The organism is Cupriavidus alkaliphilus, from assembly GCF_900094595.1.
GTDB classification, from domain to species: Bacteria; Pseudomonadota; Gammaproteobacteria; order Burkholderiales; family Burkholderiaceae; genus Cupriavidus; species Cupriavidus alkaliphilus.
Genome location: NZ_FMAD01000012.1, coordinates 143,807 through 169,597 on the forward strand (window position 1 = coordinate 143,807; position 25,791 = coordinate 169,597).

The following is a 25,791-nucleotide window of genomic DNA, read 5'->3' on the forward strand; positions in this document are numbered from 1 at the left end:
AGCGGCGAAACCCGCATCATAATGCGTCGCAGCCCGCCACTTGTTCAGCACAGGTTCAGGCGGGCGCGCGCATCATGGCCGCAGTCGCCCCTCGATCCATCTCAACGGAGAACGCACATGAAACGCATGCTGACCACCACCACCCTCGCGCTGGCACTGGGCCTGGGCGCCGCCGGCGCCAGCGCCCAGTACACCGGGCCCTCCACGGTGCCCGTGATGACCGTCAAGGCGCTGCAGGCCGACGGCAAGGACGACCAGCAGGCCGTGCTGCGCGGCAAGATCGTCAGCAGCGTCGGCGACGAGCGCTATCTGTTCTCGGACGGCACCGGCCAGATCAAGGTGAAGATCAAGGCCAGGACCTGGCCCGCGCAGAAGCCGGTGGATGCGCAGACCACGGTGGAACTGGTCGGCGAATACGACAAGGAACTGATCGGCGAATCGCACTTCGACGTGAAGGAGATCCGCCTGCCCTGATGACGATGGGGGCTCAGACCGGCTCGGCCTCGCTGTCGGCGATCTGGTACTTGCGCATTTTTTCCCACAGCACCTTGCGGCTGATGCCCAGGCTTGCCGCCGTGTCCTGCCGCCGCCAGCCGTTGGCGTCGAGCGCGGCCAGGATGCGGCGGCGTTCTTCCATGTCGCCGCGCAGGTCGGCGCGCTCGCCGCCATCGAACGCGCCCGGATGCAGCGCGCGGAACAGCGGCCGGATGCGCTCCTCGTCCCAATGCCCGGTCTGCTGCACGGTGATGCCCACGCGCTCGGCCAGGTTGCGCAGCTCGCGCACGTTGCCGGTGAAGTAGGCGGTGCCGACCGCGCCCTTGAGCCAGTCCGGCATCGGCGGCAACGCGTCATAACCCGACGCGCCCAGCATATGGCGCAGGAACGACTGCAGCAGCGCTACCTTGTCGGCCGGGCCGCGCTCCTCCAGGCTGGGGATGCGCATCTCGATCACCGCCAGGCGGAAGAACAGGTCGGCGCGGAAGCGCCCCTGCCGCACCGCGTCGCGCAGGTCCTTGTTGGTCGCGGCGACCAGGCGGAAGTCCAGCTTGACCGCCAGCGTCGAGCCCAGCCGGGTGATCACGTTCTCTTCCAGCACGCGCAGCAGCTTGACCTGCTGGAACAGCGGCAGGTCGCCGATCTCATCGAGAAACAGCGTGCCGCCGTTGGCCTGCTCGAAGTAGCCGCGATGCGCGAACGAAGCGCCCGTGAACGCGCCCTTGGCATGGCCGAAGAACTGCGACTCGAACAGCCCGTCGGGAATCGCGCCGCAGTTGACCGCGACGAACGGGCCCTTGCCGTAGGTGCTGTTGCGCTCGTGGAACAGGCGCGCGATGCGCTCCTTGCCGGCGCCGGTTTCGCCGTACAGCATCACGTTGCTGCCGAAGTCGGCAAAGGTTTCCACGTGCTGCAGCAGCTGGCGCATCGCCGCGGAGCCGGCCACCAGGTCAGCCTCGCGCTCGCCTGGCGCGTCGGTCGCGAGCAGCTGCGGCAGCAGCTTGCCGATCTGGCCGCGCAGGTCGGCGCCGGTAAAGTCATCGGCCAGGATATGCGCGTACTCCGGCGGAAAGCGTCCGGGATCGGTCTCGCGCCCCGGTCCGGCCACCCAGATCACCGGCATGCCATGCGCGGCTTCCCAGTCCAGCGAAAAGCGCGCGGCGCCGATCACCGACACGCTGATCACCGCGATGCACGGCTTCAGGCGCGGCTCGGCCGGCAAGGCCTCGAGCGCGCCGGCGCGAATCACGTCCACGCCCAGCGGGGCGAGGAAACGCGTGACGCGGTCGGCAATCTCGTACTTGCCTTCCCACACGTAGACTTCAAGGTTTTCGTAGGCCCAGCGGTCTGTCTTCATTCCGTTTCTGCCATCAGGCGGTTTGGCGCGATCATGGCTCAGTACACCAGTTCAGCGTTGTTGCAGTCGATGCTGTGGACCCATAGGTCGGCGGTACCGAGCTGGATGCCGAGGCCGTTTAGCAGCGGCGGGATCAGCGCGTCAAGCGTCGTGCCCAGCGGTGCAAGCGTAGGTCCGAGGTCGATAGGCAGGCTTATCAAGCCCAGTATCTTCGTCCGGACCTTGAGCGCAAGCACCTGCGAGAAGAGGCCGCCGAAGGGGTCTGCCGCGCCGACTTGCGCGTGTTCGCCCGGCCCGAGCGTGACCTCCTTCGCGACCGAGTTGCCAAAGCGTTGATTGTCAGTCGCGGTGACCTCGACGAGCTTGAGGCCGACTGTCGCCTTGGCAAGCTCTACGTCGCCACTGCATGCATCCGTCAGGCACGCTGTGACAAGACCGCTTTTCACCTGCATGGTGGCGCGGCGGTCAGCAGGACTTGCGGCACATTGCAGTTTGGTCAGGTCCGCCTTGGCATCGGCAATTTTCAGGTGCACCGGGACGTTGATGCCAAGATCCAGCCATGGCGCGAGCGCGTCGGCCTTGATCTGCAGGAGCAAGTCCAGCGTCACCTGTGAGGAGCTTGCCGTCGTTTGCCAGGTGTCCGGATGGCTTGAAAGCTGGCGTGCTGGCCCGGCGGCCATCACCGGGGGGTTGATCACGCGCAGGCTTGCACTCAGGCCGCCCAGTTCTGCTGGCAGCGCCAGGTTCAACGGCAACGCCACCGCCGTATCGCCACGCGCTACCTGGGCCGCTGCCATCAACAGCTGCGCCACATTAAGGCCTACCTCTGCCGCGGACGACGCCGCCGGCGCCAGCACACCGAGCTTGAGCAGTTGTGCCAGCGACACCGTCGCGCCCGCGCCCCCCGCGCCGAGCGTCGTCGGGGGACTGCCCAGCATGGTTGACAGCAGCGAATCCCGGGCCGCTGCGCCAAGCACCAGCGCGTAGAAATCGTGCAGGCCCAGCGAGGTGTTCAACAACTGGTCCACCGTACCGACATCGGCCTTGAGCCGCAGCTGGTCCAGCGTCACCGTAGCATTGACCAGCCCCTGCCAGTCCGCCACCGACAGGTTCACCGCATTACCGAGCAGTACGCTCAGCATGCTGTTTGCCGTCGAGACGTCCAGCAATCCCGTGCCCAGCGAAAACGCCGCCACCGGCGGGCTGCCGCTCGCAATCGATTCGGCAAACAGCTGCCTGCCGCTGCCGCCGTCGAACACGAACAGGATCGGCACCGTCTGCGTGGCCTGCACGCGCACGGCATTGGGCGAGACCGTGGCGGGGTTGTACGCGGCGTTGAAATGCCGCGGGCCGGCGGTCGCCGGATCCCACACGCCGACGCAGGCCGTCATTGCATCCGCGCCACCGCCGGCGGCTTCCGCGCAGCCCATGCCGATGCCAGCCGGATATCCGTTCCCGGCGCCGATATTGCTGACCGTTCCCAGCACAGCGGCGTTGAGATTGGCGGCACTGTCCGCCCGCTTGAGCTGCTGCGCCGCCGACATCGCCGCCAGGTCCACCATGTTCTGCAGCTGCCGCTGGCGCATGAACACATGGCCCACGTCGATCGACACCAGCGCGGCGATCGCCACGGTGGCGATCAGCAGCGCCGCCATCACGCTGACGGCGCCGCGCGCGCAGCGACGGGTGCGGGGCAACGGCAGCTGGCGCAGGCTCATTTGCCGCCCAGCATCTGCCCGGCCGAGCCGGCGCGCGTGGTACTGGCGTTGGCCTGGCCGGTGTAGAACTCGGGCAGCGCGAAGCGGAAGCTGTTCAGGTAGCGCTCATAGCCCAGCGCGGCCTGCTCGCCGTGCATCGGCAGCATCGGTCCGGCCTGGGTGCCCTCGCGCTGGATCGCCAGGATCGTACGCGTGTCGGCACCGATCTGGCGCTGCGCGGGCCGCGCCGGCGGCACGCCGGCGGCTTCGGTCAGCGCGGCGTCGCCCTGCGCGTAAGCCAGCGGAGCCAGTGCCCACAGGCAGAGCGCCACGCATGCGGCGCGCTTTCGGATCGCAACAAGTAGATTGGCTGTCATGGTGTAGCGCCGCTTTGCGCGGCGATGGCGATTGGCTTGGCCACGACCGCCACGGCGGCCGCGGGCGCGGAGATCGGTTTCTGGCCGTGGCGCCCCACCGCGCGGTCACGCGCGGCGGCGGCGCGGGCGATGCGCTCGGCTTCCTTGCGGATCGCGCTGCGCGTGGGCTCGGGCAATGCGGCCTTCTGCATCATGGCGTTGGCCTGGGCGCGCTTGCCGTCGGCCATCAGCCACACCACGGCATTGCTGATCACGCGCGGATTGCGCGCGTCCAGTTCGAGCGCCTGCATCACCGGCACGCGCGCGTCCTGCAGCGCGCCGGCGCGCATCAGCGCATAGCCCAGGTCGCTGGCGATGCGCGCGTTGACCGGGTCCAGCGCGGCGGCGGTGCGCAGTTCCGTGACCGCGCGCGCAAAGTCGTCCTGGCGCCCCGCCAGCAGGCCAAGGCCGTGGTGAGCATGCGCTGCCTCCGCGCCCTTCGCGGTGGCGGCCAGCGCCTGGTAGGCCTCGATGGCGGCCTGGTCCTGTCCGGTTTCGCGCAGCGCGTCGGCGCGCATCACCTGGATCTCCGGGCCGGTGCCGAAGCGCTGCACATAGACCTCGATATGCGCGAGCGAGGCAAAGTAGAGCCCGTCCTGCTGCATCTTGCGGATCAGGCCCAGGTAGACCGCCTGTTCGCTGTATTCCGCGCGCGCGGTCTTGTCGCGCAGCCTGGCCAGTTCCACCTGGGCCTCGGCCTGCTCGCGCATGGCCGAGGCGCCGTTGTTGCCGGCGGCGCAACCCGACAGCGCCGCCACCAGCACGCACGCGGCCGCGGCCCGGATCCGGCCCGTCGCCACCGCGGCCGGGCGCGCCATGAAACCCATCATCGCGTTCCTCCCATGTTTGCCAGCATGCGGATCACCCCAAGAAAGCCGGGGCCCGCGGTCAGGATCAGCAGCACCGGCAACAAGCTGACCACCATCACCGCGGTCATCTTGACCGTGAGGCGGCCGATCTCGTCCTTCATGCGCGACTTGCGCGCCTCCTGCATGCGCAGCCCGAACTGGCGCAACGGCTCCTGCACCGCGCCGCCATGCTTGTCGACCTGCGTCAGCAGCGTGATCAGGCTCTTCAGGTCTTCGCTGTCGAACAGCCGGCCGATGCGCAGCAGCGTCTGCTCGCGCGAGCGGCCCGACGCAAACTGCTGGTTGGCGCGCGCCAGTTCCGGCCCGAGCACGCGCAGCATGCTGCCGAACTCGGCCACGATCACCTGCAGGCTCTGATCGATCGACAAACCCACGCCCTGCAGCAGCCGCAGCATGTCGATCAGCACCGGCAGCTCGTCGTCGACCATGCGCAGGCGCGCGGCGGCGCGCCGGCGCAGGAACCACTTGGGCGCCAGGTAGGCCACGGCGAAGGTGCCGAAGCCCCATGCCATGACCATGAAGGCACTGGCGCCGAGATGCCACAGCATCGCCAGCACCGACAAGGCCGTCGGCAGGCCCAGCCGCAGCACGCCGAACACCACGCGCGCCTGCACGCCATACCAGCCGCATTGCTCGAGCAACTGCTGGTCTTCCGGCGTCACCACCGCGCGGCCGAGGCGCGATTCCAGCCAGTGGGCATCGAAGCGCTCGCCCACGCGCGCACCCAGCTGGGCGCCGAGCGCGGTGGCGACACCGGACGTTACCGCGGTGGCCGCCGGGTTGGTCGCGGGGCGCGCACCCGGGGTACCGGGCACGCCCGGTGCGGCCGGCGCGGCAGCGGGCGAGGCCTTGGCAGCCTGGGCGACTTCCGTCGTACGCTGCTGGCGCGCCAGCGCGGCGTCGATGGTGCGGGCCGACAGCCGGCGCTGGCGCCAGTCGCGCAACAGCGGCAGCGCCAGTACGCCGACGCCGCAGGCGGCGGCCAGCAGGCTCAGCGAGATCAGCGTCAGGCGGTCCATGGGGGCGATGTCATCGTTGCCTTCAGATCGACTTGGCCAGCCGGTACAGCATCAGCGCGCCGGCGACTTCCAGCGCCGCGGCCGACAGCAGCATGGTCTTGCCGGTGGGGTCTTTCCACATCATCAGGATGTAGCCCGCATTCAGCGTGAACAGGCCGCCGGCCACCACCAGCGGCAGCAGGCCCAGCACCCATGCCGACAGCCGGGTCTCGGCCGACAGCGCCATCAGCTCGCGCTGCGCCTGCTCGCGGTCGCGCATAAAGGTGGCGGTGCGCTCCATCACCACGTCGGCGCGGCCGCCGTAGCGCACCGACAGGCGCAGCACCGAAGCCACCAGCACCAGTTCCTCGACCTTGTAGGCGCGCCCGACCTGCAGTACCGCCTGGTCCAGCTCCTTGCCGGCGCGCTGCAGGTGCACGGCCTGCACCAGGCACTGGCGCAGCGGCGCCTCGGTATTGGCGATGGAATTCTGGAATGCGGCGGGCACGCTGCTGCCGATGGTCATCAGCCGCACCACGCCATCGAGGAAGCCCGGCAGCTGCGACAGCAGCTTCTTGTGCAGCCGACGCACGCGGTGCCAGGCCGCGCACGCCGTCACCGCCAGCGCGACCACCAGCGCCGACAACGCGCCCAGCCATTGCCCCGCCACCGCGCCGGCCAGCGTGCACAGCACCAGCGGAGACAGCCACACCAGCGCGGTGCGGCGCGTCGGCGCCAGGTCTGCGCGGCGCAGGAAGTCGTCCCAGCGGCGGCGCAGGTCGCGCGCGGGCAGTTGCAGCGTCGGGTCGGGCGCCTGCGTGTAGCGCATCCGTACCTGCTCGGTCTGCGCCTGCAGGAAGGCCTGCTGCTGTTCGCGGCGCGCGCGCGCCTGCGCGCCGGCGAGCAGCAGCAGCCCCAGGCCGGTGATGACCAGGGCGAGCGCGGCGAGCAGCAGCGTGGCGCTAGACATCGAAGCGGTCGTCCAGCATGAAGCCCGGCCCGCGCATGCGCGCGAGCTTGGGCGAGTGCGGCAGCAGGCCCAGCGACAGCCAGCGGTCGGTCTCGGTGCCGTCGGGGTTGACGAACGGCTCGTGCCGGTACAGCTCCTGGGTCGAGATGATGTTGTCGCCCAGGCCGGTGACCTCGGTGATCGACACGATGCGGCGCTTGCCGTTGGACAGCCGCGCGATCTGCACGATGAAGTCGATCGCGTTGGCGATCTGGCGCCGCAGGCTCATCTCGCTGCCCTGGAAGCCGGCGAAGCCGGCCAGCATCTCCAGCCGGTACAGGCACTCGCGCGGGCTGCTGGCGTGGATGGTGCCCATCGAGCCGTCGTGGCCGGTGCTCATGGCCTGCAGCATCTCCAGCACCTCGCCGCCGCGCACTTCGCCGACGATGATGCGGTCCGGGCGCATGCGCAGGCTGTTGCGCAGCAGGTCGCGGATCGACACCACGCCGGTGCCCTCGAAGCCGCCCGGCCGGCTTTCCAGCCGCACCACGTGCGGATGGTTCAGCGCCAGCTCGGCGGTATCCTCGATGGTGATGACGCGCTCGGTGGGCGGCACGAAGGTGGCCAGCGCATTGAGCAGCGAGGTCTTGCCGGAGCTGGTGCCGCCGCTCACCAGGATATTGCAGCGCGCCTGCACCGCGGCCTGCAGCAGGTCGCAGATCTCGGGGCTCATGGTGCCCAGCGCCTGCAGGTCGGCGGGCGTCATCGGGTCCTTGCGGAACTTGCGGATCGACACCACCGGGCCTTCCAGCGCCAGCGGCGGGATCACCACGTTGATGCGGCCGCCATCAGGCAGGCGCGCATCGACCATGGGGTTGGACTCGTCCAGGCGCCGGCCGATCGGCGCCAGGATGCGGCGCACGATGCGCAGCAGGTGGCCGCTGTCGGCAAAGCGCACCGGGATGCGCTCGAGCACGCCATGGCGCGATACGTACACGTCCAGGTGGCCGTTGACCAGGATATCTTCGACGGCCGGATCGTTGAGCAGGTCCTCGATCGGGCCGAAGCCGGCCAGCTCCTTGGTCAGCGCCTCGGCAATCTGGCGCAGCTCGGCCTCGTTGATGGGGATGCGCCGCAGCCGCGTAAAGCTCTCGAGCTCCAGGTCGACAAAGCGCTGGATCGCGGTGCGCGACCAGCGCCCGAACTCGGCGCCAAGCTCTTCGATGCGCGTCAGCAGGTGCTCGTGCGCGGCTTCCTTGATGTTGTGGAACTCCTGCGACACCGGGAACGGTGCGGGGGCGTGGTCGGAGAATTCGATCGCTTGCGTCATGTCAGCTTCCTGTACGTGCCGCGCGCGCGCCGCGCGCTACCAGCGCCGAGCGCAGCGCGCCGGGCAGTTTGTCCTTGATCCGCGCCAGCAGCGTGGCGTCCCGTGCCGCGGCGGTGCGGTAGCCCAGCCGTGCCAGCAATTCGGCCAGCGCGCGCACATAGGGGCAGTGCGGATCGTCGTCGGCCAGCACCGCGCCGCGGTTCATCGCCAGCACCAGCGCCTCGCGGCTGTCGGGCAGCGTCGCCACCGACTCCACGCCCACGCGCCGCGCAATCTGCGCGGCATCCACGCCCAGCCGCGCATCGAAGCGCGATACCAGCAGGTGGAGGTCGTCGCGCTCGACTTCGCGCGCGCGCAGTTCATGCACCAGCTCCGCCGCCGACACGATCGCGCCCACGCTCTGGTCCGCCACCAGCACCACGCTGTCGGCGGCCTTGACGATCTGCGCGGTGAACTCGGCGTTGCCGAAGCCGCCCAGGTCGACGATCTGCAGGTCGAAGAACGCGCGCAGGCGCTCGAGCAGGCCGATCGCATCGGCGTACGAGATGTCGCGCAGCTCGCTCAGCGCGGCCGGCAGCGGCAGCACGCACACGCCGTTGCCGTGGCGCGTCAGCGCGGTCTGCACGAAGACCTGGTCGAAGCGGCGCAGGTTGCGCACCGCCTCGACGAAATGGAAGCCCGGGCTCAGGTTCAGGTAGAGCGCGCCGTCGCGCGCCGGCAGGCCCAGGTCGGTCAGCAGCACTTCGGCGCGGGCATCGGTCTTGGCATGGCGCGGCAGGTGGCGGCGCGCCGCCGCGGCCAGGTTGACCGCCAGGCTGGTCACGCCCACGCCCGCGCGCGCGCCCAGCAGCGCGATGATCTTGCCCTGGCGCACGGCCTCGGCCGGGCGCACCTGCTCGCTCGGCACGGCCAGGCGCTTGACCACGGCCTCGGCCTCGGCCGGCGCGTCGCGCAGGTCGATGAAGTCCTTTACGCCCGCGCGCAGCGCGGCCAGCATCACGCCGGGCTCGCCGGCGTGGCCCACGGCCACCAGCGGCAGGCCGGGGAACAGCCGCTGCAGCTGCTCGGCCAGCCGCGCCGACGGCGCCGCGAGTTCCGCCGAGAAATGCAGGAACACCAGACCCGGGCGCAGCTCGGATACGCGCTCGATAAAGCCTTCCTGGGCGCCACCATCGGCCACCAGCGTGCCCAGCGCGCCGATGACCTTGCCCAGCCAGTCCCTGACTTCGCCCTGCGTTGCGTGCAACAGAAAATAGTCCATCTCTCCGCCTCAAAGCTGTTGGCCATGCCAGCCGGCATGGCCGGCGGCTATTTCGAGAAACCCGGCAAAGTCGGGTCCGCGTATTCGCCCAGCATGTACCAGCCCCACACATTGGGGCTGGCACTGGTCCGGCCGTCGGCGCCGACGGCCTGCGCCGCCGGCGAGTTCTTCGCCATCGGCTTCACCAGGCGCGGCGTGACGACGATCATCAGCTCGCGGTCTTCCTGGTGGAAGTTCAGGTTCTTGAAGAACACGCCGATCACCGGCAGGTCGCCCAGCACCGGCACCTTGTTGACGTTGCTGACGGTGTTGCGGCTGACCAGCCCGCCGATCACGAAGCTCTCGCCGTCGCCCAGCTCGACGGTGGTGTCGGCGCGGCGCGTGACGATGGCGGGCACCACCGCGCCGTTGATCGAGATGCCGCGCGACGGGTCCAGATCGCTGGCCTCGGGCGCCACCTTCAGCGCAATGCGGTCGGCCGACAGCACCGTGGGCGACACCGTCAGCCCGATGCCGAACGGCTTGAACTGGATCGTGGTGGTACCCAGCGCCTGCGGCACCGGGATCGGGATCTCGCCACCGGCCAGGAAGCTGGCGCTCTGCCCGGACAGCGCCACCAGGCTGGGCTCGGCCAGCACGCGCGCCAGGCCGTTGGCCTCGAGCAGGCTGATGTTGGCGAAGATGCCGTGGGTGAGCGACGCGGCCACCAGGTTGAAGGCATTGCTCATCGGCGACGCGATATCGGCGCTGAAGCTGCCGGGCGTGCCGCCGCTGCCCGGGGTAAAGGTGAACTTGTTCAGCGTCGACGGCGAGAACGTGCCGAAGGCAAAGCCCGAGTTGTTGCGGAAGAAGTTGATGCCGACTTCCTTGAGCACGGTCTTGCTGATCTCCACCACCTTGACGTCGACCTGCACGGTGCCGGAGAGCGGCACGGTGGAGCGGTCCACCACCAGGCCCGGCCTGCCGTCGGTCTTGCCGGCCGTGGCCGCACGCGCCGCAGCTTGCGCGCGCGCGGCGCCATAGGCGTCGGGCGACTGGCCGGTGATGGTAGCGCCGGCTGCCGAGTAGCCCAGCTGCGCGCCGTTGGCATCGGGCGCGATCGCATCCACCTGCACGCTGTAGCTCTGCGGCTCGGCGCCGCCGCGCGTCCACACCATCACGTCGGTCACGCCAGGCTGTTTGGCCACCAGCAGCACGCTGGGTGCGCCGCGGGTGCGCAGGATCAGCGCATCGGCCACCGCGGGGTTGCCCACGGCGACGCGCTCCACCGGCTGCGCGCTGCGCAGCTCCTTCTGCGCGCCGGCCATCAGGCGCAACTGCCGCGCCGTGGCGGCATCCTGCGCCTGCGCGCGCGGCGTCAGCGCACACCATGCGGTGGTGGCGATCATGGCGGCAAGTGTGAGCTGCATCAGCCGGCGGCGCAGCGTCACGGCATGGGCGGAGGTTTTCTGGATTGGCATGCGATGGGCGCCCACTTTCTTATTCGATGTCGCGCTTGCCGGCGCGGATCACTTCCACGCCGGCGCGTTCTCTGACTTGTGCCGGCGCCGGTGGCGCGGCGAGCTGCAGCGGCCGCGGCGCCGGCGCTGCCGCCGGTGCGCGTGCAGCCGGCGCGCGGTTGGTGGCGGCCAGTCCTGACAGCAGCACGCCGGCGGTGGCCTTGTCGGTGGCAGCGCGCGCTGCGTCGGCAGGAACGCCGGCGCGTGCGGCCAGCGCGGGCGGCGGCTCGGCAAACATGCCGTCGCTCGGCATGGCCGGGTCTTGCGGATTGCGCAGCGCCAGCATCAGGCGCCCGGAGTGCTGCGCCATCGCCAGCCGGCTGACCTGCTCCAGCGGCACCGACAGCACCGCGGTCTTGGCGCCTTCCTGGCGCGCCATCATCTGTTCCGGCTTGGCCGCCTGCGGGCGGTTGACCGAGGCCACGCCGTAGGCCAGCACGCGCAGGCGCGACAGCAGCATGCGCGCCTGGCTGTCGGGGATTTCCTGCTGGTCGCGCCGCAGCACCAGGAACACATCGACATAGTCGCCCGGCTGCACCTGGTTGCCGACGCCGATGACTTCATCGACCGACACCGCCACCGCGCGCTCGCCATCAGGCACCTGCGCGGCCAGGCCGGACAGCAGCTGGCTTTCCAGCACCGGCACGTTGGCGCCCAGCGCCACCAGCGGCACCTGCCCGGTCACGCGCGCCACCTCGCGGTAGGCGCCGGCGGGATCGATCGGCAGCATCTCTACCTTGAGCGACTCGGCGTCGAGCGGCTTGCCGGCTTCGGCCGGGCGCGTGGTGACCACCACCGGATGCAGCGGCTTCGCGGCGGCGGAGGCGGCGGGCTGGGCCGGCTGGCGTCCCACCTGCCACGCCAGCAGCGCCAGCAGCAAGGCCAGGCCCAGCAGCACGACGGCCAGTAATCGGATCTGCTTGCTGGTCATGCGGAAGTCCTTGGTTCGGGCATGGGGCAGTTCGTCATGCGCATCAGATATCGGGAGAGAGCTGGACCATGGCCGAGCCCGACAGCGCGGCCGGCAGCGGCACCATCGGTACCGCGGGCATGATGTTGGTGGTGGTCAGGGTCAGCGTGACCTGTACACAGACGTCGGCCGAACCAACCGCGCATGGCACGGCCGTGGCAACGCCGGCGGGTGGAATCAGGTCGCGCAGGGACGCGGGCAGGGTGCCGCGCGCCATCGCGGCGGCGGCATCGACACGGGCCTGCTGGGTGGCCGCAAGGCCGGTGCCGGCGACGCCCGCGGGATAGCGCAGCGCGGCGCGCGCGCCCTCCTCGGCGGCCAGCGTCAGCACCTGCTGCAGCGCCAGCATCACGCCGTAGTAGACGATGCCGATCACGATGGTGACCAGCACCGGCACCACGATCGCGAATTCGACCGCGGCGCTGCCGGCACCGTGGCGGCGCCGGCTGATTTTCCTGTTGATCCTTGCGTGCAGCAACATCCGAAACCCCGGTCTCCTGGTTCTGCCGCGCCGACCGGCGGCGCGGCCTGCTGGCGTCAAGCCTTTCCGGCTATCGGCCCGCAGCCATCCAGGCCAGCACGCCCACGGCCAGGTACGCCGCATACGGGATGCCGCGCGCCAGCGAAAACTGCGCCGTGGGAAGTGTTGGGTCCTGGGAATGCAAAGCGTGATCCGCGGCCGGCGTGCGACGCGCCAGTGCCAGCGCCAGCAGCGCGTGCACCAGCCCGAGCAGGCTGCCGACGACCCATGCCACCACCAGCCCTTGCGGACCGGTGAACAACCCCGCCACCGTCAGGAACTTGACATCGCCCGCAGCCATGCGCCCAAGGGCGTAGACCGGCAAGGTGACGGCAAGACCCAGCCCCGCGCCGATCAGGCGCGTGGCCAGCTGCGGTTCCGTAGCCTGTCCGGCGATCCATGCCAGCCCGAGGGCCAGCACGGCAATCGCAAGCAGGACGTTGGGAACGCGCCGGTAAGCGAAGTCTGTGTAGAGGGTCGCCGCGCAGAGGAGCGCGGCAATCACGACAGTTTCAGCAGCTACGGCTTAAGGCTTCGGCAGCCATACACCGACCTTGTTAGCGAGGTTCTGGAAACCATCCTTTAGATTTGTACCGAGGGAACCGGCGGAAGCCGCAATAGCCAGCGCGATAAGTCCCGCGATCAGCCCATATTCAATAGCGGTTGCCCCGCGCTCATCTTTGATAAAGCGTGCAATGAGTCGTTTCATGATTTTTGACACTCCCAAGGTGATCTGATGCCGCGATCACGCTTTCCCCGTTCGATTATCACGGTGCTCTGTTGGCCCGCTCTTTTATCGACTATTCACGCTTGCTGCGCCTTTTTTATAAGACATGGTATGTCTCAACCATACCCCTCCCTCGGGTGATAGTAATGACCCGAAGGGGTCAAAGCATCCGTTTGAAACGGCCTGGCGCGCAACCGGCCGCAGCTTGTCAAGGAGCAGGCGGGCCGGTGCAAACCGGCCCGCAGCCTGACCAAGCCGGCGTTTCAGCCGCGCGGCCAGGCGGAATAAAAAGATGCGCTGCGACGGGGTGATGAGCGACAGCGCACCGTGAAAACACCTATGCGGGTTGAGACATTTCAGTGGTGGAGCAGTCCGCCCAAGATCGGCAGTTGCGGCTTGCTGTCGCCGCCGCCCGAGCCGCCACCGGCGCTGCCGCCGACACCGCCCTTGATGCCGCCGACCAGACCCGTGACCGGCGCCAGCAGCGCACCGACCGGGCCCAGCGCGCCGCCGCCACCGGCACCGCCATCGCCGCTGCCGGGCTTGACCAGCGGCAGGCTGCCGAGCAGGCCGCCGAGCGCATTGCCGCCGTGGCTGCCATCGCCGCCCTGGCCGTTGCCGGCGCCGGCCAGCGGCAAGTTGCTCAACAGGCCGCCCAGCGGATTGCCGCCGGTCTGGCCGTTGCCGTTGACCAGCACGCCGACCGCGGCAACGGTCTTGCCGGTCTCGGTCACCACGCCGCCGAGCGGGGCGACCACCGGGGCCTGCGTGTTGCTGAGCATGCTGCCGCCGGTGGCCACCGTATTGCCCACCTTGTAAAGCAGGCCGTCGGCCGGTCCGCCAAGGCGCGTGGCCGCGCCCAGCGTCTGGGTGCCGTCGGTGACCTTGCTGGTCAACGGCACGATGACCTTGCTGAGCGAGTTGGTGACCTGCGCGACGGCGCCATCGGACAGCACCGTCTGCAGCTTGTCGCCGCCGCCCTGCACCGCTGTGCCGACCTTTGCGACCAGGCCGCCCACCGGCGTGGTCAGCGGTGCCAGCGGCGCCAGCTTCTCCGTGCCCAGGCCCTTCACCAGCGCACCGCCGCTGACCACGGCGTCGCCCACTTCGCGCACGACGTTGCCGGTGCTGGACACGGTCACGCCGAGCGGGTTGTCGACCGAGCCCATCTGCCCGAGTCCGTCCCGCACGCCGGAGCCGAGCGCGCCGACCGCTTCGCCCGCATTGACCACCACGCCGCCCGCGCCCTTGCGTGCGTCGGTGGGCAGCAGCGGCAGCGGTGCATCCTGGATCGACTTGCCGATCTCGCTGACGGCATTGCCCGCTGCCACCACGGTATTGCCGGCGCCTTCGGTGACCTTGGCAGTCGGCGTGGTTTGCGCGGCGGCCGGCGGCGGCGGCGTGACCGGCGTATCGGCGCCGCCGCCGCTGGGCTGCGGATTGGCGCCGCTGCCGCCGCCACTCGACGAACAGCCTGCCATCAGCAAGGCAAGCGCGGCGACGCCCGCCGCGGCCAGCGAAGTCATGGAATGCGGTGCGGAATGCTTGGTCTTCATTGTCCTTCTCCTGTCTGGTTGGCCACGGCGCAGCCGGGCCGTCTTTTCTTGTGAGCCGCATGGAATGCCGACGAGCCCCCCGGTTGTCCCGCTTTGTTCGACCGGCCTGCCATCCCCATCAGCCATGGCACACGGTGGAACGCGAAATCGTCGGCGCGTCGGGAGAGGGAATGGCAAGGCCCGTGCCAGCGCTGCAAGGTACGCGGGCGCACCGACCCGCGGGCTGCTTGCATGCCTTGCGCGGCGCGGGTTGCAGCCGAATCGGAATGACAGCGGCACACACGGTGGCAGCGCCGCGGCCGGGTCAGAACGTGTTACGTGCTACGTAACGTGTTCCGCGCAGGCGGGAACACGCCGCGGCGGCGCGCGCCGCGCGCGCCGGCCGGCGACGCACCCCATCGCCCACGCTGTTTTTGTTCCCCGCCTACGACACACGTTACGTAACGCGTAACACGCCAACCCCTTCACGCAAGCGCTTGCGCAACGCTCGCGGCGTTTTCCCCGACCAGCGCGCAGGCCGCATGGCGCAAGGCTTCGCGGGTGCCATACCCGACTTCGGCGGGGTCTGTGCGGTAGCGCGCTAAAAGGCTGGCATACCGATTGCGCCATCACCGTCACCGCAGCACGCAGAAGGACGAACGCGTTGCGCGGCCGAGCGATTAAACGACGGGAATGAAGGAACAGATCATGCGCAAACAACAACTCGCCGTCACGGCACTCCTCGCAACCCTGCTGGCCCTGGGTGGCTGCGCCAGCGGCAGCGGCTCGACGTCGATGGGCACCAGCGACACAGCGGGCACGAACGGCGGTACCAATGGTGGGGGTACCAGCGGCGGCACTGGCGGCGGCTCCGGGGGAACCGGTGGCGGCACCGACCTGGCCGGTGGCGGTACCGGTGGCACGGGTGGCGGCACGGGAGGCACGGGCGGCGGCACCGGTGGCAATGGCGGAAACACCGGCGGCAATACCGGCGGCGGCGAGACTCCCACCGCGCTGACCCCGACCGCCACGGTGATCAACAATGCCGGCACGGTGCTGGGCAATACGGGCAGCACCGTCAGCGACCTCGGCAACCAGCTTGGCAACGCCAACCTGCCGCTGGTACCGGGCCAGACCCAAAGCGGGCTGGGCGGCGTGGTGGCGGCAACCGGCGATGCCGTCGGCGCGCTGGCCTCGGGCCTGCAATCCGGGCTGGGCAGCATGCCCAATTCGGCCAACCCGGTCGGCACCACCGTCGCCAGCACCGGCAACGTGGTGACCGAACTGGGCAAGGCGGTAACCAGCGCCGGCACCGCGGTGAGCGGCCTGGGCACCGGCCAGCTGGCACCGCTGGCGCCGCTGACTTCGCCGCTGGGCGCGGTGGTCGGCACGCTGGGCAATACCGTGAGCAACACGGGCGGGACGCTGACCTCGGTATTGTCGAGCGGTGCGGTCGAGCAGGTGACCATCACCACCAGCAAGCTGATCGTGCCGATCACCTCGCAGCTGACCAGCACCACGCAGTCGCTGGGCGCCGCGACCGGTCTGGGCACCCCGACCGCCGGCCTGCTGGCGACGGTGGGCGGCGCGCTCGCGACGGCCGGCAGCAAGCTGCAACAGACCAACACGCCGGTGGTTTCGGGCGTCGGCGGCGTGGTGAACGCCACCGGCACCACGGTGGCCTCGCTCGGCGGCGCGGCGAACGGCCCCGCCAGCGGCGGCGGCCTGGGCGCGCTGAGCCCGGTACTTGCACCGGTAACTTCGCTGGCCGGGGGGCTGACTGGGGGTGCGGGCGCTGGCGGCAACGGTTCGCCGCTGGCGCCTGTCACCGGCCTGGTCGGCAGCGTCACCGGCGGTCTGACCGCCGCCACCGCCAACACGCCGCTGGCGCCGGTCACGTCGCTGGTCAGTGGCGCGGTGGGCGGCCTGGGCAGCGCCACCGGCGGCAGCGCCGGTTCGCCGCTGGCTCCTGTGACCAGCCTGGTCGGCAGCGTCACCGGCGGGCTGACCTCCGCGACAGCCAGCACGCCGCTGGCGCCGGTCACTGCCGCGGTCAGCGGCGTGGTGGGCGGCGTGGTGGGCAGCGTTGGCGGCGCAGCGGCCGGCACGGGCAGCACCAGCCCGCTCGCGCCCGTCACCAACGTCGTCTCCGCCGTCACCGGCGGGGCCACTTCCACCGCTGGCAGCACCACCAAGGGTTCGACCACCACCGGCCCGATCGGTGGCCTGGTCGGCGGCCTGCTCGGCGGCCTGAGCGGCGCGCTCGGCCAGAAGTAATCCTGCCTTGACCGCCGCCCGGCGATCGCGTGATCGCGGGCAGCGGTGCTCACCTGATTCAACGTAGCGGCCACGCGCTGGACCGGCAGTATCGGCCAGCAGGCGCCCGGGGGTAGCGGCAATCCCCACGCCGGTGGCACGCGACGTCAATAGCCGCAGTGTTTCTTACAGGGGTTTTGCCATGCGTGCACGTCATCGCGTTGCCGCGCTGCTGGTCGGCGTCGGCGCGTTCCATCACGGCCTGGTCCAGGCCGATCCGCGCAGCCCGGTCCAGGGCGATCCAACCCAGACGCTTCCCAAGATTGCGCCGGCCCGGCCCGACAGCCGCGTGACCGTGCAGGTCGAGCGGCCGCAGCCCGCCATGCAGGACCTGCTCAACGCGCGCCTGACGCCGCGGCGCTTTCGCATCGAGGGCGCCAAGACGCTGCCGTTCGAGGAAGTGGCCGCGCAGTTCACGCCGCTGGCCAACCGCGAGATCACGGTGGCGCAGCTGCTGGAAGCCGCCAATGCGGTGACGCAGATGTACAAGGAGCGCGGCTACCCGCTGTCGTTCGCCTTCGTGCCGGCGCAGGACTTTGCCAACGGCGATGTGCTGGTGACGGTGGTGGAAGGCTACGTCGCCAAGGTAACGGTGACCGGCAAGGCGGGTCCGGCCGAGCGCCGCCTGCGCGCCATCGCCGAGAAGCTGCAGCAGGACCGCCCGCTGCGCCAGGACCGCTTCGAGCACTACGTCAACGCGCTGGCGCTGCAGCCCGGGCTGCAGGTGGCGGCCACGGTGCAGCCGCCCACCACCACCGACGGCGCCTGTGAGATGGTGCTCGACGTCAAGCGCAAACCCTTCACGTTCGGCACCGGCATCGAATACATGTCGCCGGGCCTGCGCGCCATCGCCACGGCCACCACCAACAGCCTGACCCCGCTGGGCGAGCAGATCTCGGTCTCGGCGCTGTTCCCGAAGGGCCGCGACAGCGAGGAATACTACGCCGCCAGCTATGCGCAGCCGATGGGTACCGGAGGCATGGTGGCGCGGCTCAACGCCTCGCACTACCGTGGCGTGCCGCAGAACGCAACGCTGGCGCCGATCGGCTTCAACCCGCGCTATGTCAACGACACCAAGCGCATCGGCGGCACCCTGAGCTATCCGCTGCTGCTGTCCAACGCGCATACGCTGACGCTGACCGGCGGCGTGTACGGCGCCGACCAGTTCGAGCGCTATACCCATACCGCCACCGGCACGCGCGTCACGCTCGGCACCAACGTGCGCGTGGCCACGGCGGAGCTGACCTACCTGCAACGCGGCGAAGGCGTCAGCCGCAACGCCACGCTGGGCCTGTACAAGGGCTTCGATGCGCTGGGCGCGAGCCGCCAGAACAACAACAACGACCTGAGCTTCTTCCGCACGCGGCTGCTGCTGTCGCAATCGAAGGACCTGCCCGCGGGCTTCGGCCTGACCCTGGCCGCCGCCGGCCAGTACAGCGGCGACCGGCTGGCTTCGGGCGAGCAGATCAGCTTTGGCGGGCGCTTCTTCGGCCTGGGCTATCCCGCCGGCGAAGTCGCGGGCGACAAGGGCTGGGGCGCGTCGGCGGAAATCAGCCGGCTGTTCCTGCCGGACCTGACCTACCTGCGCACGATCCAGCCCTATGTGTCCGCCGACGTGGCGCGCGTGTATTCCAACAGCGTGTCGCTGTCGCACCGCAGCCTGTCGTCTGTGGCCCTCGGCGCGCGCTTCTCGGACCGGCGCTACTACACGCTGGACCTGTCGCTGGCACAGCCGGTCGGCGACAAGCCGACCAATGCCAGCCGCCGCTCGCCACGCATCAACATGATCTATTCCTACCAGTTCGACTGAGTCCCGGCTCTTCCAAGGTTCCCTGCACGGCCGGCGGCAGTTCTGCGCCGGCCGATTTTTTTTGGGAGCCGACATCCCGGCCGCGGTCCGGGCCGGCGCCGCTATTTCGCAACACTTCTGGCAAGACTGGCCCAGACCGCGCCAGTCAGCCTTGACCTGTCAACCATCATCAAATGATAATCCTTCTCATTATTGTTTCTGTTTTCTAATACATTAGAGGCGTAAAGTGCAGTATTCGGCAGTCATAACAAAAAAGAGCCACGGGAAGTCGGGTGCCATTCCACGTTTGACCAGCCTGGTCGGCGCTGCCGTCGCGGCGGCGCCGGTCGCCGCCCAGCAGGCGCCCAAGCCGGTCGAGCTGCCGCAGGTCACGGTCACCGGCGACAGCGGCTTCAAGGCGGAAAGCTCGTCGTCGATCAAGAATCCCGAGCCGCTGCGCGATACGCCGCGCTCGATCACGGTCATTCCACAGGAAGTCATCCAGAGCACCGGCTCGACCACGCTGACCGACGTGCTGCGCACGGTCCCGGGCATTGCGTTCGGTGCGGGCGAGGGTGGCAATCCGGTTGGCGACCGGCCGTTTATCCGCGGCTATGACGCGCAGGCCAGCACCTTCCTCGACGGTTTCCGCGATATCGGCGCGCAGTCGCGCGAGCTGTTCAACGTCGAGAGCGTCGAAGTGACCAAGGGCCCGGCCGGCGCCTACGACGGGCGCGGCTCGGCCGGCGGCAGCATCAATATCACCAGCAAGGCGCCCAAGCTGGGCAATTTTGCCGAAGGCAATATCGGCGTCGGCAACGCGCAGTACGTACGCGGGACCGCCGACGGCAACTGGCAGTTCGCCGACCACGCTGCGTTCCGCCTCAATGCGATGTTCCACGACCAGGACGTCGCCGGTCGCGATGCCGTGCACCAGAAGCGCTGGGGCGTGGCGCCGTCGGTGGCCTTCGGCCTGGGCACCGACACGCGCCTGACGCTGTCGTACTACCACATGCAGACCGACGACATCCCCGACGTCGGCATCCCGTACAACAACCCCGCCTTCACCGCGCGCCGCGACGGCCGTCCGCGCACGCGCCAGACCGGCGACGGCTCGCCCGTCAACGTGCCGCGCAGCACCTACTACGGCCTGCTGGACCGCGACTTCCGCAAGGACCAGGCCGACATGGGCACGATCCGCTTCGAGCACGATTTCTCGCCGGCGCTGAAGTTCCGCAACCAGACCCGCTTCTCGCGCACCAACCAGGACTACATCTACACCCAGCCTGACGACAGCAAGGGCAACATCTACTACGACCTGCTCTGGCGCCGCGTGAACACGCGCTACTCCACCGCGCGCACGGTGGCCAACCAGACCGACCTGTCGGGCGAGTTCCTGACCGGCGCGATCAAGCACAAGTACGTCTTCGGCGTCGAGTTCTCGCAGGAAAAGAGCGAGAACGACAGCTACACCGTCGACACCGGCAACAGCAGCTGCCCCAACGGCGCGGGCGCGGCCGGCGGCTACAACTGCACCACGCTGCTCAACCCCAACCCCAACGACCCGTGGCGCGGCAGCATCGCGCGCACCAACAACCCGACCAACGCCAAGACCAACACGGCGTCGGTGTACCTGTTCGACTCGGTGGAGCTGAACAAGCAGTGGATCGTCAACGGCGGCGTGCGCTTCGACAGCTACCGCTCGAGCTTCACCGCGGCGCGCGCGGCCAATGGCTCGCGTGCGGAATACTCGCGCGACGACAACCTGTTCAACTACCAGCTGGGCGTGGTGTACAAGCCGGTGGAGAACGCCAGCTTCTACGTGTCGTACGGCACCTCGTCGACACCCGCGGGCGCGTTCCTGGCGCAGGGCTCGGATCCCAACGGCCTGGCTCCGGACCGCAGCGGCAACCGCGGCGACCAGCTGGCGCCGGAAAAGAACCGCTCGTTCGAACTGGGCACCAAGTGGGACGTGCTGAAGAACCGCCTGGCCCTGACCGCGGCGATCTTCCGCATCGAGACCACCAACGCCCGCATTGTGCAGCAGGACGGCACCGCGGCGATGGCCGGCAACAAGCGCGTGGACGGCTTCGAGCTGGGCTTCTCCGGCAACCTGACCGACAAGTGGGCCATGTTCGGCGGCTACACCCACCTGAAGAGCGAGCTGCGCAACAACGGCGGCGCCGGCTCGGCCTTCGGCCAGACCAACGGCCAGGCGTTCCCGAACACGCCGGAAGACAGCTTCAGCCTGTGGACCACGTACCAGCTGCTGCCGAACCTGACCATCGGCGGTGGGGCGTACTACGTGTCGAAGATCTGGGGCAACGAGGGCACCAACAAGTGGGTGGCGCCGTACTGGCGCTTCGATGCGATGGCCGCATACCGCATCAACAAGAACGTGGCGCTGCAGCTTAACGTGCAGAACCTGACCGACAAGACCTACTACAGCCAGGCCTACACCTCGCACTACGCGACCGTGGCACCGGGCCGCACCGCGGTGCTGAACCTGAACCTGCGCTACTGAGCGCGGCGGCCGCCCAGGCCACACCACGCGGCACGCGGCCGGCTCCGGTCGCGTGCCGTTTTGCCTTTTCAACCGAAGCCCTTTGTATGGATACCCTGCCCTTCCGCGTCGCCACGCCGGTCGAACTGGAACAGCTCGGTCCCGCCGGACTGCGCGACAAGCTGGCCGGCCCGCCGCAGCTGGCGCTGCCGTGGCTGGGCGGCGCCGCGGTGGCAGGCCACCTCGACGCGCAGATGGTGCTGGGCCAGTGGTTCCTTGCCGGCCATGGCGTCGCGCGCGACCCGGTGCAGGCGTTTGCGTGGTTCAAGCACGCGGCGCACGCCGGCCACGCGGGCGCGGCCAACCTGGCCGGCCGATGCTACGAGAACGGCTGGGGCACCGCGCCGGACGACCGCGCCGCCGCGCACTGGTACACGCTCGCGGCGGAGCGCGGTTCGGACTGGGGCATGTACAACCTGGCCACGGCGCTGGTGCTGGGCCGCGGCATCGCCGCGGACCGGCGCGCCGCGCTCGGCTGGTACCAGCGCGCAGCGGCGCTGGGCCATGCCAAGTCGCTCAATATCCTCGGCGGCTTCCATGAAGACGGCTGGGAGGTGGCGCAGGACCCGGCGCGCGCGGTCGCGTACTACCGCCAGGCGGCCGAAGGCGGCGACTTCCGCGGCCAGTTCAACTATGCGCGCATGCTGGCGCTGGCGGGCCGCGAGGCCGAAGCGCAGCAATGGATCCGGCGGGTGCCGCAGACCGCCACCGGGCCCTTCATCGACAAGATGCTGGCGTTCCTGCGCGACGCGCCGCAGCAGGCGCTGCAGCGCCTGTACGCGCATGCCAGCGTGGCCGCGCAGGCCGCAACGGGCGTGCAGACCGCGCAGCCGACGCCGGAGGCCGCTGCCGCGGCCTGAACGCAGCGAGGGATCAGGTCACGCGGAAGCCCACCTTCAACGTGACCTGGTAGTGCGCGATCTTGCCATTCTGGATATGGCCGCGCGTTTCCACCACCTCGAACCAGTCGATGTTCTTGATGGTCTCGCCAGCCTTGGCGATGGCGCTCTGGATGGCCTGGTCGCAGCCGTCGGGCGAAGAGCCGACGATCTCGACCAGCTTGTAGGTGTGGTTCGTCATTGCTTCTCCTTGGCGGCCGCGGCCGCATGGGTTGCATCCATCATAGGCGCCGGCCGCGGATAGTCCCAAGGCTGCGGCGCGACGCCATGCACACCGCAACACCAGCCACAGATCCTGTTACACAATCCCGCTTTGCCAGTGGCGTATGCGGCTGCTACGCTGCGTTCCCGCCCCCGGACAGGTGCGGCGCGCGGCGCGCGCACGCTGTCCTTTACCGACGCCAAGATCCGCCGTGACTTATCGCTTCGTTCGCCGGGCCGTGCTGGGCCTGGGCCTGGCCGCCGCCTTGTCGGCCTTCACTTCGTTCAGTCCCTTCGCGCTGCTGGCGCACGCCCGTTCTACCTCGACCTTCGACGAGGTCTCAGAGACCATCGCCAACAGCATCAGCGAGACCTTCAACGAGGCCGTCGCCAATCACTTCCCGTCCCGCACCGGCAAGCCCGCGCAACCGGCCCAGCCGCCCGACGCCAGGCCGCTGCCGACCAAACCCTTTGCCGATGGCAGCGGCTACACGCTGTGCTTCGTGCCGGATGGCGCGAGTTGCCAGGCGCTGCTGATCAATGCGATCCGCAGCACGCGCCAGCGCCTGCTGATCCAGGCCTATTCGTTCACCAGCGCGCCGATTGCCGAGGCCGTGGCGCAGGCGCACCGGCGCGGCGTCGACGTGCGCGTGATCCTGGACAAGAGCCAGCAGAGCGAGCGCTATACCAGCGCCACCTTCCTCAAGCACGCCGGCGTGCCGGTGGTGATCGACAACAAGCCCGCGATCGCCCATAACAAGGTGATGGTGTTCGACGACCAGGCAGTCTTCACCGGCTCCTTCAATTTCACCAAGTCGGCACAGGAGCGCAACGCCGAGAACGGCATGCTGATCCGCGGCGACGCGGCGGTGGTCAAGGCCTATACCGACAACTGGCACAAGCGCTACCGGCAGTCGCGCGCGTACTGAAGGCAGCATCGACGCGGCCCGCGCCTGCACGAAGCGGCGTGCGGTGGCACACTGGCGGGCTGATATTGCGGCAACCCTGCCAAGTCCTTTCCGGAGAACCCTTCGCCATGACAGCCATTCCCGACAGCCAGTGGATCCGCGTCGACACCGCCGCGGGCAGCTTCGATGCCTACCTGAGCCTGCCGCCGGCCGGCGTGCAGCCCGGCGCGCCGGGCATCGTGCTGCTGCAGGAAATCTTCGGTGTGAACGAGCATATCCGCGCGGTGGCCGACCAGTACGCTGCCGACGGTTATGCCGTGCTGGCGCCGGACGTGTTCTGGCGCCAGGCGCCGCGCGTGCAGCTGGGCTACGAGGGCGACGACATGGCGCGCGCCATGGCCTTGCGCAAGGCGGTGGACGTGGAGACCGCACTGGACGATATCGCCGCCACGGTGCAAGTGCTGCGCCAGCATACCGGCGCCGGCAAGGTAGCCGCGGTGGGCTACTGCTTCGGCGGGCTGCTGTCGTACTTGAGCGCGGCGCGCGGACTGGTCGATGCCGCCGTGCCCTTCTACGGTGGCGGCATCCAGAACCAGCTGCAGGAAGCCGCCAGCATCGGCGTGCCGGTGCAGTTCCACTACGGCGCGCTCGACGCGCATATCCCGCCCGACGCCGTGCAGGCCGTACGCGACGCGATGGCCGGCAAACCCGCCACCGAGATTCACGTCTACCCGCAGGCCGACCACGGCTTCAACTGCTGGGCGCGCGGCTCCTACCATCAGCCCAGCGCTGCCCTGGCGCACGGGCGCGCGCTGGTGTTCCTGTCGGAAGCGCTGTAGTCCGCCCCCAAGGTGTGCCGGCTTGCCATGGCAAGCCGGCACACCTTATCCTCGCCGCTTGGCTTCAAGACTTGCTGGACCCCAACCATAACAATGGAGACCACCATGCAGTCAGAGCAGCAGCGCGCCCTGCGCAACACCATCCCCGACGCCATCGCCCGCGCGGTGCGGCGCAGCCCGGACAAGACCGCGATCCGTTTCGGCGAGCGGTCCTGGAGCTTTCGCCAGCTCGATGACGCCACCGCGCGCGTAGCCGGCGCGCTGGCGCAGTGGGGCCTGCGTCCCGGCGACCGCGTCGCCGCCTTCGGCAAGAACTCCGACGCCTATGTGCTGTTGTGGCTGGCCTGCCTGCGCAGCGGCCTGATCCATGTGCCGGTGAATTTCTCGATGACGCGGGCCGAGGCCGAGTACATCGTCACGCAATCGGGCGCCAGCGCGATCTTTTCCGACCCGGCGCTGGCCGAGCGCGTCGACGGCCTGCCGTGCAAGGTCCGCGGCACGCTGCATGGCGGCGATCGTCGCACCGATATTCTCGCCGCGGCCGCCGACGGCCCCACGGCGCCGGTGTCGGGCACCCTCGCCGAGTCCACGCCCGCGCAGATCCTGTACACCTCCGGCACCACCTCCGCGCCCAAGGGTGCCGTGCTGACGCATCGCGCGCTGCTGGCCGAATACTTCAGCACCATCGCCGCCTGCGATATCCGCGCGTCGGACTATTCGCTGGCCGCGCTGCCGCTGTACCACTCGGCGCAGATGCATGTGTTCCTGATGCCGCTGCTGCTGTGCGGCGGCACCACGCTGATCGCCGACAGCCCGGAAGCCGGCTATTGCCTGCGCACCATCCACGCCGAGCGCATCACCAGCTTCTTTGCGCCGCCGACGGTCTGGATCGCGCTGCTGCGCCATGCGGAGTTCGACCCGGCCCGGCTGGGTATGCTAACCAAGGCCTACTACGGTGCCTCGATCATGCCGGTGCCGGTGCTGCTGGAACTGCAGCAGAAGCTGCCGGCACTGCGCTTCTACAACTGCTACGGGCAAAGCGAGATCGGGCCGCTGGCCACGGTGCTGGGACCCGACGAGCACGCCGCACGGCCGGCCTCGGCGGGGCGCCCGGTGTTGAATGTCGAGACCCGCATCGTCGATGAAACCCTACAGGACGTACCGCCCGGCGAGCTGGGCGAGATCGTGCATCGCTCGCCGCAGCTGCTGACGCACTACTGGGACAAGCCGGAGCAGACCGCCGAAGCCTTCGCCGGCGGCTGGTTCCATTCGGGCGACCTCGGCTACATGGATGCCGAGGGCTACCTGTATGTGGTGGACCGGATCAAGGACGTGATCAACTCGGGCGGCGTGCTGGTGTCGAGCCGGGAAGTGGAAGAGTGCCTGTACACCCATGGCGCGGTGGCCGAGGCAGCGGTATTCGCGCTGCCGCACCCGAAGTGGGTCGAGGCGGTGACGGCGTGCGTGGTGCGCAAGCGCGGCCACGACGATGCCAGCGAGGACGAACTGATCGCGCATGCGCGCCAGGCACTGGCGCCGTTCAAGGTGCCCAAGCGCATCGTGTTCGTCGCGGACCTGCCGCGCAATACCGCGGGCAAGCTGCTCAAGCGCCAGCTGCGCGAGGATTACGCGCAGTTGTTCGGCGCGAACTGA

23 protein-coding genes are annotated in these 25,791 nt (G+C 69.4%); 8 read left to right on the forward strand and 15 right to left on the reverse strand.

Going from position 1 to position 25,791, the window contains the following annotated elements:
- Positions 1–117: 117 nt before the first annotated feature.
- Positions 118–474 (forward strand): YgiW/YdeI family stress tolerance OB fold protein, encoded by a 357-nt coding sequence (locus GA0116996_RS22985; protein WP_092316203.1) that lies wholly within the window; start codon positions 118–120, stop codon positions 472–474.
- A 13-nt stretch (positions 475–487) separates the two neighbouring features.
- Here the strand turns inward: GA0116996_RS22985 and GA0116996_RS22990 are convergent, their stop codons facing one another.
- The 14 genes from GA0116996_RS22990 to GA0116996_RS23055 form a co-directional block, all read right to left on the reverse strand.
- A complete protein-coding gene (locus tag GA0116996_RS22990) occupies positions 488–1,852 on the reverse strand; it encodes a sigma 54-interacting transcriptional regulator (protein WP_092316205.1) in 1,365 nt (454 codons plus the stop codon).
- 38 nt (positions 1,853–1,890) lie between these two features.
- Positions 1,891–3,570 carry a TadG family pilus assembly protein gene (locus GA0116996_RS22995; protein WP_092316207.1) on the reverse strand — a complete coding sequence of 560 codons (1,680 nt, stop codon included), beginning with the start codon at positions 3,568–3,570 and terminating at the stop codon, positions 1,891–1,893.
- The gene (locus GA0116996_RS23000) at positions 3,567–3,926 is read right to left on the reverse strand and encodes a DUF3613 domain-containing protein (RefSeq protein WP_092316209.1); all 360 of its coding nucleotides are present in this window, start codon (positions 3,924–3,926) and stop codon (positions 3,567–3,569) included. Before GA0116996_RS23000 ends, GA0116996_RS22995 begins: the two co-directional genes overlap by 4 nt.
- On the reverse strand, positions 3,923–4,783 hold the full coding sequence (locus GA0116996_RS23005) for a tetratricopeptide repeat protein (protein WP_092316277.1): 861 nt from the start codon (positions 4,781–4,783) through the stop codon (positions 3,923–3,925). The genes GA0116996_RS23000 and GA0116996_RS23005 overlap by 4 nt, the downstream gene beginning before the upstream one ends.
- 8 nt (positions 4,784–4,791) lie before the next feature.
- Complete coding sequence (locus tag GA0116996_RS23010) at positions 4,792–5,853, reverse strand: type II secretion system F family protein (protein ID WP_092316211.1); 1,062 nt, start codon at positions 5,851–5,853, stop codon at positions 4,792–4,794.
- Between the two features lie 22 nt (positions 5,854–5,875).
- A complete protein-coding gene (locus tag GA0116996_RS23015; RefSeq protein WP_092316213.1) occupies positions 5,876–6,802 on the reverse strand; it encodes a type II secretion system F family protein in 927 nt (308 codons plus the stop codon).
- Positions 6,795–8,111, reverse strand: coding sequence for a TadA family conjugal transfer-associated ATPase (locus GA0116996_RS23020; protein WP_092316215.1), 1,317 nt, complete (start codon positions 8,109–8,111; stop codon positions 6,795–6,797). The genes GA0116996_RS23015 and GA0116996_RS23020 overlap by 8 nt, the downstream gene beginning before the upstream one ends.
- A gap of 1 nt (position 8,112) precedes the next feature.
- On the reverse strand, positions 8,113–9,372 hold the full coding sequence (locus tag GA0116996_RS23025) for a CpaE/TadZ family protein (RefSeq protein WP_092316217.1): 1,260 nt from the start codon (positions 9,370–9,372) through the stop codon (positions 8,113–8,115).
- A gap of 47 nt (positions 9,373–9,419) precedes the next feature.
- Positions 9,420–10,832, reverse strand: a complete 1,413-nt coding sequence (locus GA0116996_RS23030; RefSeq protein ID WP_092316219.1) for a type II and III secretion system protein family protein — start codon at positions 10,830–10,832, stop codon at positions 9,420–9,422.
- Positions 10,833–10,851: 19 nt separating this feature from the next.
- Positions 10,852–11,802 (reverse strand): Flp pilus assembly protein CpaB, encoded by a 951-nt coding sequence (cpaB, locus tag GA0116996_RS23035; protein ID WP_092316221.1) that lies wholly within the window; start codon positions 11,800–11,802, stop codon positions 10,852–10,854.
- A 43-nt stretch (positions 11,803–11,845) separates the two neighbouring features.
- Positions 11,846–12,322: a TadE/TadG family type IV pilus assembly protein gene (locus tag GA0116996_RS23040; protein ID WP_092316223.1), complete on the reverse strand. Its 477-nt coding sequence runs from the start codon at positions 12,320–12,322 to the stop codon at positions 11,846–11,848.
- 70 nt (positions 12,323–12,392) lie between these two features.
- Positions 12,393–12,866, reverse strand: a complete 474-nt coding sequence (locus GA0116996_RS23045) for an A24 family peptidase (protein WP_092316225.1) — start codon at positions 12,864–12,866, stop codon at positions 12,393–12,395.
- Positions 12,867–12,887: 21 nt separating this feature from the next.
- Positions 12,888–13,070, reverse strand: a complete 183-nt coding sequence (locus GA0116996_RS23050) for a Flp family type IVb pilin (protein WP_092316227.1) — start codon at positions 13,068–13,070, stop codon at positions 12,888–12,890.
- A gap of 374 nt (positions 13,071–13,444) precedes the next feature.
- Positions 13,445–14,644, reverse strand: coding sequence for a collagen-like triple helix repeat-containing protein (locus tag GA0116996_RS23055; protein ID WP_092316229.1), 1,200 nt, complete (start codon positions 14,642–14,644; stop codon positions 13,445–13,447).
- 687 nt (positions 14,645–15,331) lie between these two features.
- Between GA0116996_RS23055 and GA0116996_RS23060 the strand changes: the two genes are divergently transcribed.
- The 4 genes from GA0116996_RS23060 to GA0116996_RS23075 all read left to right on the forward strand — a co-directional run bounded on the left by GA0116996_RS23060 (position 15,332) and on the right by GA0116996_RS23075 (position 22,151).
- Entirely contained in the window at positions 15,332–16,900 is a 1,569-nt protein-coding gene (locus tag GA0116996_RS23060; protein WP_092316279.1) for a collagen-like triple helix repeat-containing protein, read from the forward strand.
- 181 nt (positions 16,901–17,081) lie between these two features.
- Entirely contained in the window at positions 17,082–18,749 is a 1,668-nt protein-coding gene (locus GA0116996_RS23065) for a ShlB/FhaC/HecB family hemolysin secretion/activation protein (protein ID WP_092316231.1), read from the forward strand.
- A 244-nt stretch (positions 18,750–18,993) separates the two neighbouring features.
- A complete protein-coding gene (locus tag GA0116996_RS23070; protein ID WP_244159964.1) occupies positions 18,994–21,252 on the forward strand; it encodes a TonB-dependent receptor in 2,259 nt (752 codons plus the stop codon).
- A gap of 86 nt (positions 21,253–21,338) precedes the next feature.
- Positions 21,339–22,151 (forward strand): tetratricopeptide repeat protein, encoded by an 813-nt coding sequence (locus GA0116996_RS23075; protein ID WP_092316233.1) that lies wholly within the window; start codon positions 21,339–21,341, stop codon positions 22,149–22,151.
- A gap of 13 nt (positions 22,152–22,164) precedes the next feature.
- On the opposite strand, the gene GA0116996_RS23080 is transcribed toward GA0116996_RS23075, so the two are convergent.
- A complete protein-coding gene (locus GA0116996_RS23080) occupies positions 22,165–22,371 on the reverse strand; it encodes a dodecin (RefSeq protein ID WP_018004776.1) in 207 nt (68 codons plus the stop codon).
- A gap of 232 nt (positions 22,372–22,603) precedes the next feature.
- Here GA0116996_RS23080 and GA0116996_RS23085 point away from each other — a divergent pair, with 232 nt between their 5' ends.
- From GA0116996_RS23085 to GA0116996_RS23095, 3 genes are all read left to right on the forward strand, one after another.
- Positions 22,604–23,320 (forward strand): phospholipase D family nuclease, encoded by a 717-nt coding sequence (locus tag GA0116996_RS23085; protein ID WP_243419779.1) that lies wholly within the window; start codon positions 22,604–22,606, stop codon positions 23,318–23,320.
- A 107-nt stretch (positions 23,321–23,427) separates the two neighbouring features.
- The gene (locus GA0116996_RS23090) at positions 23,428–24,138 is read left to right on the forward strand and encodes a dienelactone hydrolase family protein (protein WP_092316237.1); all 711 of its coding nucleotides are present in this window, start codon (positions 23,428–23,430) and stop codon (positions 24,136–24,138) included.
- Between the two features lie 105 nt (positions 24,139–24,243).
- Positions 24,244–25,791, forward strand: a complete 1,548-nt coding sequence (locus GA0116996_RS23095) for an acyl-CoA synthetase (protein WP_092316239.1) — start codon at positions 24,244–24,246, stop codon at positions 25,789–25,791.

Bases quoted from the DNA above. Each gene is read 5' to 3' on its own strand.
- GA0116996_RS23025 (WP_092316217.1), bottom strand. From the start codon at position 9,372: ATGGACTATTTTCTGTTGCACGCAACGCAGGGCGAAGTCAGGGACTGG.
- GA0116996_RS23075 (WP_092316233.1), top strand. From the start codon at position 21,339: ATGGATACCCTGCCCTTCCGCGTCGCCACGCCGGTCGAACTGGAACAG.
- GA0116996_RS22990 (WP_092316205.1), bottom strand. From the start codon at position 1,852: ATGAAGACAGACCGCTGGGCCTACGAAAACCTTGAAGTCTACGTGTGG.
- GA0116996_RS23090 (WP_092316237.1), top strand. From the start codon at position 23,428: ATGACAGCCATTCCCGACAGCCAGTGGATCCGCGTCGACACCGCCGCG.
- GA0116996_RS23095 (WP_092316239.1), top strand. From the start codon at position 24,244: ATGCAGTCAGAGCAGCAGCGCGCCCTGCGCAACACCATCCCCGACGCC.
- GA0116996_RS23080 (WP_018004776.1), bottom strand. From the start codon at position 22,371: ATGACGAACCACACCTACAAGCTGGTCGAGATCGTCGGCTCTTCGCCC.
- GA0116996_RS23040 (WP_092316223.1), bottom strand. From the start codon at position 12,322: ATGTTGCTGCACGCAAGGATCAACAGGAAAATCAGCCGGCGCCGCCAC.
- GA0116996_RS22985 (WP_092316203.1), top strand. From the start codon at position 118: ATGAAACGCATGCTGACCACCACCACCCTCGCGCTGGCACTGGGCCTG.
- GA0116996_RS23060 (WP_092316279.1), top strand. From the start codon at position 15,332: ATGCGCAAACAACAACTCGCCGTCACGGCACTCCTCGCAACCCTGCTG.
- GA0116996_RS23005 (WP_092316277.1), bottom strand. From the start codon at position 4,783: ATGGCGCGCCCGGCCGCGGTGGCGACGGGCCGGATCCGGGCCGCGGCC.
- GA0116996_RS23065 (WP_092316231.1), top strand. From the start codon at position 17,082: ATGCGTGCACGTCATCGCGTTGCCGCGCTGCTGGTCGGCGTCGGCGCG.
- GA0116996_RS23010 (WP_092316211.1), bottom strand. From the start codon at position 5,853: ATGGACCGCCTGACGCTGATCTCGCTGAGCCTGCTGGCCGCCGCCTGC.
- cpaB (WP_092316221.1), bottom strand. From the start codon at position 11,802: ATGACCAGCAAGCAGATCCGATTACTGGCCGTCGTGCTGCTGGGCCTG.
- GA0116996_RS23050 (WP_092316227.1), bottom strand. From the start codon at position 13,070: ATGAAACGACTCATTGCACGCTTTATCAAAGATGAGCGCGGGGCAACC.
- GA0116996_RS23055 (WP_092316229.1), bottom strand. From the start codon at position 14,644: ATGAAGACCAAGCATTCCGCACCGCATTCCATGACTTCGCTGGCCGCG.
- GA0116996_RS23020 (WP_092316215.1), bottom strand. From the start codon at position 8,111: ATGACGCAAGCGATCGAATTCTCCGACCACGCCCCCGCACCGTTCCCG.
- GA0116996_RS23000 (WP_092316209.1), bottom strand. From the start codon at position 3,926: ATGACAGCCAATCTACTTGTTGCGATCCGAAAGCGCGCCGCATGCGTG.
- GA0116996_RS23015 (WP_092316213.1), bottom strand. From the start codon at position 6,802: ATGTCTAGCGCCACGCTGCTGCTCGCCGCGCTCGCCCTGGTCATCACC.
- GA0116996_RS23030 (WP_092316219.1), bottom strand. From the start codon at position 10,832: ATGCCAATCCAGAAAACCTCCGCCCATGCCGTGACGCTGCGCCGCCGG.
- GA0116996_RS22995 (WP_092316207.1), bottom strand. From the start codon at position 3,570: ATGAGCCTGCGCCAGCTGCCGTTGCCCCGCACCCGTCGCTGCGCGCGC.